Origin of the sequence: Promineifilum sp. (SeqCode) (assembly GCF_041918635.1) — a bacterium.
Lineage (GTDB): Bacteria > Chloroflexota > Anaerolineae > Promineifilales > Promineifilaceae > Promineifilum.
On record NZ_JAYRVJ010000329.1, the window covers coordinates 1 to 4,818 of the forward strand.

The window sequence follows — 4,818 nt, forward strand, 5'->3', positions numbered from 1 at the left end:
TGAGGAGCCGGTGCTGGTCATCATCGGCCAGAAGGACATCCAGATCGACTGGCAGGCGGACGGCGCGGTGCTGGAAGCGGCGGCCGGCGACAACGTCACCTTCAGCTATCCGGCCAACGCCAATCACGTCCTGAAGCATGAGCCGAAGCCGGCCGACGAGCTGACCGCGGCCGATGGCAACTCCTACAACGCCGCCGATCGCGTCCTCGACCCGGAGACGTTGCAGATCATCCTCGACTGGCTGGTGGCGCAGATGGGGGATAGGGGTTAGGGGCTAGGGGCTAGGGAAGAGCGCTCTTCCCTGGCCCCTGGCACAAGCGGAGAACTGCCTCGGCAATAGCGGTCAGGTCGTCTGGCTCGACGAGCAGAGTGTGGACGCGGATGCCCAGCGGCTCGTACTCGCGGGCGCAGGCGCGGCTGAAGGCCAGCACGCCGGCCTGGGCGGCGGCGAAGGCGGACGCGCCGGTCTCCTCTGGTTCGGGCCAGGCCAGGTTGACGATGAGGCCGCCCCGTTCACTCATCCCGGCCTGGTTCTGATCGTCGATGACGCGGCCGACGAGCTGGCTCATGAAGAAGACGCTCTTCAGGTTTACGTCGGCGCAGCGCATCCACTCCCACTCATCCATCTTGAGGACGCTGGCGTTGGGCCGGACGCGGGTGGCGTTGACGAGGATGTCCACGCGCTCCCACTCGGCGCGGGTGGTTTCGATCAGGTTGACGCACTGAAATTTGTTGGCGACGTCGGCGGTCACGTCCAGCGCCTGGCCCCCGGCGGCGCGCAACTCGGCGGCCAGCCGGGCGATGCGGTCGGGGTTCAGGTCATTGACAGCCACGCGCGCGCCGGCGGCGGCCAGCGCGCGGGCCACGGCCGCGCCGGCCGGCTGGCCCGCGCCGGTGACGATGGCCACGCGGCCGGAGAGATCGGGGGCAGTGGGGAGTTTATGGTGCATGGCGCGATCTTAGCCGGTTCCGGGCGGGCATGCCATTGCCGGCCGCCGCCAATTGGCGATAATACAGGGGCAGCGCTATGGTGTAACCGGCAGAAGTCGCAGCCGGGACAAGGGGCTATCTCGTGGAAACGCTTTTACTCTTAGGCATTATCGCGGGGACGGCGGCTGTATTCGTCTGGCTGCGGCGGCGGCTGGGCGACGAATGGCCGCCGGCCGTCGCCGAACCGCCGGCCGGAGCAATTCCGGCTCCCCAGCCAACCGAACGAGCCGTGGAGGCCGCGCCAGCCAATCTGACAACCATGCCGCCTGCCGCCAGTCTGGGTGCGCCGTGGTGGGAGGAAGAAGCGGAAGAGGTGGCAGATAGCAGGTGGCCGGTGGCAGCGACGACGAGCGGCGTACATACCACATCGCCTGAAGCCGTCGCCGTTGAGCCAGCCCCTCCCCCGTTCCCCAGCCCTCCCACTCCCCTGCCTTCCACCTCCCCTGCCCCCTCGCTCCCCCGCTCCCCTGCGCTTCCCTGGGTTCTAGCGGGCGGCGGCGCGCTTCTCCTCCTGCTCTCCCAACTCGGCAGCCGGGGCTTGCCAGAGGGGCAGCGGCTGCCGGCTTTCCTGCTCTCCCTGTTCGGCGGGCTGATGCTGCTCATCGGCGCGCAGACGTTCGTGCGCGGCGCGCTGCCCGGCTGGTTGGGCCGGCCGCTAAACTGGCTGGCGGCGTTCTTGCGCGTCACGCCGGCGCAGATCGTCCTGCTGGCGCTGGCGCTGTGCTTCGCCTGGCTGACGCGGCTGGCGGCCGGCGACGGGCTGCTGGCGCGGCAGGCGACGGTGGCCGTGCTGGCCTGGCTGCTGGCGATCGGGCTGGCAGTGGCCGGCAGCGTCTCGCACCCCGCCACCCACGAGGCCGGCGCGTCCCGCTGGCCGACCATCGACCGCTGGGACGTGCTGCTGATGCTTGGCCTGTTCGTTCTGGCGCTGGCCCTGCGGGCGACGGCCACGGCCCGCTTCCCCAATACGTATTCGGGCGACGAGGGGTCGGCCGGCCTCTTCGCCGTCGAGTTGTTGACCGGCAAGGCCAACAACCTGTTGAGCCTGGGCTGGTTTTCCTTCCCGGCGCTCTACTTCGCGGTGCAGAGCGCGGCCATCGCCCTCTTCGGCCAGACAGTAGAGGCGGTGCGCCTGACCTCAGCCGTGGCCGGCGCGCTGACCGTGGTCGCCCTCTACGCGCTGGGGCGGGCCATGTTCGACCGGACAACGGCTGTGCTGGCGGCGCTCTATCTGGCCGTATCTCACTACCACATCCATATGAGCCGCATCGCCCTCAACAACGTCTGGGATGGGCTGTTCGGCACGGCGGCCATCCTGGGACTCTGGTATGGCTGGCGGAGCGGCCGGCGCATCGGCTTCATCGTCTGCGGCCTGGCGTTGGGGTTGGGGCAGTACTTCTACGTCAGTATCCGGCCGCTGCCCATCCTGTTTCTCATCTGGGCGGCGGCGGCCTTCTGGCGGCAGCGGGCGCTGTTCCGCGAGCGGTTCGCCGGCCTGGCGCTGGCCGGGTTCATCGCCCTGATCGTCTTTCTGCCGCTGGGCCTCTACTTTGTCGCCCATCCCGACGAGTTCCAAGCCCCCATGAACCGCGTCACCATCTTCGGGCCGTGGCTGGAGGGGGCGTTGGCGTCGGGGGAGAAGACAACAGGCGAGATCATTCTCGACCAGGCCATCAAAGGCGCGTTGGGCTTTACCCATGAGCCGTTGAAGCTGCTCTACAACCCCGGCTCGGCGCTGCTGCTGACTGGAGCGGGGCTTCTCTTTCTGCTGGGCATCCTGTGGGCGCTGCTCAACTTCGACCTGCGCTATCTGCTGCTTTTCTTACCCCTGCTGGCGGTCATCGCCTCGAACGCCATCAGCCAGGATTCGCCCGCCTCCCAGCGCTACGTCCTGGCGATGCCGCTGGTCGCCCTGTTCGTGGCCCTGCCGCTGGGGCAGGCGGTCGCCTGGCTGCAGGCGCAATACCCGCGCGCCCGCACGGCGGCGATTATCGTCGCCTTCGCCGTGATGGCGCTCATCGCCGCCGTTGATCTCAACTACTACTTCAACCGGGTCTACGACACCTACGTCCTCGGCGGTATCAACACCGAGGTGGCGACGGAGATCGCCTACTACCTGCGCGACAAGGAGCCGGCCGGGCAAGAGGTCTACTTCTTCGGCTTCCCGCGCATGGGCTACTTCAGCCTGTCGACCATCCCGTTCCTGGCTCCGGACAAGGTGGGACTGGACGTGATCGAGCCGCTCACGGGGCCGGCCGACTTCCCGTTGCGCGGGCCGACGCTGTTCATCTTCCTGCCGGAGCGGCTGAGCGAGCTGGAATTCGTGCGGCAGCGCTATCCCGGTGGGGCGTACCAGGAGGTCATTGGCGCGGATGGGGCGCTGTTGTATGCCGTCTATGAAACGACAGGGTAACAGGGAAGAATCCGCAGATTTCGCAGATTACGCAGATTTCTCAGCAAGACTGTCAAACAGCGCCGATCAGCGTTCATCAGTGTCCTATTCTTGATTATTAGGCCGGGCGTAGCGGTCAAAGCCGGGCGGCCGGCGCAGTTCGACGCCGAACATGTCGCTGCGCTTGGTCGTCCACGCGCCCGCGCCGCCGTCGTTACCCACGTGATCCAGGAAGCCGCCGATGCGGCTGTCGAGCAGGTCGATCTGGTGTAGTAGCACCGCCTCCAGCGTCTTGGGCGCAACGGGCGAACCCCACTCCTGCGTGCCGTGGTGGGAGACGATGAGGTGGACGAGTTGCTGTAGCGCATCTTCCGGGAAGTCCAACCCGGCCGCCGCGTGCTCGATCAGCACCACGCCGCGCACAATGTGACCGACGAGACGGCCGTCGTCGGAAGGGGCAAAGCCCTCGCCGAGCGAATACTCCAGCGCCTTGCCGACGTCGTGCAACAGCGCCCCGCTGAGCAGCAAATCCATGTTGACATAATCATAATGACGCGCCAGGTGGCGGGCCAGCGCGGCCATGCTGACCGTGTGCTCCAGGAGGCCGCCGACGTAAGCGTGGTGCATGCTGCGGGCGGCCGGCGCGGCGGCGAAGCGCTCGGCCAACTCCCCTTCGAGTAGGATATAGGCGACGAGTGACTGCCACGGCTCGGCCAGCGCGGCCACGTGGTCGCGCAGTTCGGCCAGCATTTCGGCGCGCGAGCGGCGGCTGGCCGGCAGGAAGTCGGTCAGGTCGATACCGTTGGCGCGGTTGAGATCGCTGATGTTGACCTGGATGGCGTCCTTGTAGGTAGTGACGCGCCCGCTGACCAGCACGCCCAGCCCCGGCCGCGCCCAGACGTCTACGGCCAGCGGCACGTCCCAGAAAACGCCGCTGATCTGGCCCGTCCGGTCGCGCAACGTCGTCAGCAGGAACGGCCGGCCGTCTTTCGACTGGCGGCGGACGACATCGTGGAGCAGAAACGGCTCCCCGGCCAACTCCATGCCCGCCTTCAAGTCACCGATGAATTTCGCTTTTGCCATAACGGCCTATCCAATTTGGGCTTCTGCCCCCCAATGACCTAGAATCTGGCCCACATTATACCTGTAACGGCGGTTGTGGCGATTGAGGAATGAAACACGGATGGGACATGGATTGTACGGATTAAGGTGCAATCCGTAAAATCCGTATGATCCGTCCCAATCCGTGTTTGATTTCTTCGAAGGAAACGAGTATGAAACGGATCATTGTGGGTCTGTCGGGGGCGAGCGGCGTCATCTATGGTATCCGGCTGCTGGAGGTGTTGCAGGCGCTGCCGGAGGTGGAGACGCATCTGGTGATGAGCGCAGCCGCGGCGACGACCATCCCTCTGGAGACGGATTACACGCCCGAGGAA

At 66.6% G+C, this 4,818-nt stretch carries 4 protein-coding genes and 1 pseudogene; 3 read left to right on the forward strand and 2 right to left on the reverse strand.

Translation table 11 applies throughout. From position 1 onward, the window contains the following. Positions 1-271 (forward strand): annotated as a pseudogene (locus ACE3UY_RS10520) (alpha/beta hydrolase); the annotation flags it as partial. Positions 272-281: 10 nt separating this feature from the next. Here ACE3UY_RS10520 and ACE3UY_RS10525 read toward each other — a convergent pair. Continuing rightward, positions 282-950, reverse strand: coding sequence for an SDR family NAD(P)-dependent oxidoreductase (locus tag ACE3UY_RS10525; protein WP_374687486.1), 669 nt, complete (start codon positions 948-950; stop codon positions 282-284). 122 nt (positions 951-1,072) lie between these two features. Here ACE3UY_RS10525 and ACE3UY_RS10530 point away from each other — a divergent pair, with 122 nt between their 5' ends. Continuing rightward, complete coding sequence (locus ACE3UY_RS10530) at positions 1,073-3,403, forward strand: ArnT family glycosyltransferase (RefSeq protein ID WP_374687487.1); 2,331 nt, start codon at positions 1,073-1,075, stop codon at positions 3,401-3,403. 84 nt (positions 3,404-3,487) lie between these two features. On the opposite strand, the gene ACE3UY_RS10535 is transcribed toward ACE3UY_RS10530, so the two are convergent. Beyond that, positions 3,488-4,465: a 3'-5' exoribonuclease YhaM family protein gene (locus ACE3UY_RS10535; RefSeq protein WP_374687488.1), complete on the reverse strand. Its 978-nt coding sequence runs from the start codon at positions 4,463-4,465 to the stop codon at positions 3,488-3,490. Positions 4,466-4,656: 191 nt separating this feature from the next. On the opposite strand from ACE3UY_RS10535, the gene ACE3UY_RS10540 reads away from it, so the two are divergent. Then, positions 4,657-4,818, forward strand: a 162-nt coding sequence (locus ACE3UY_RS10540) for a flavoprotein (RefSeq protein ID WP_374687489.1), incomplete at its 3' end; no start/stop codon positions are given.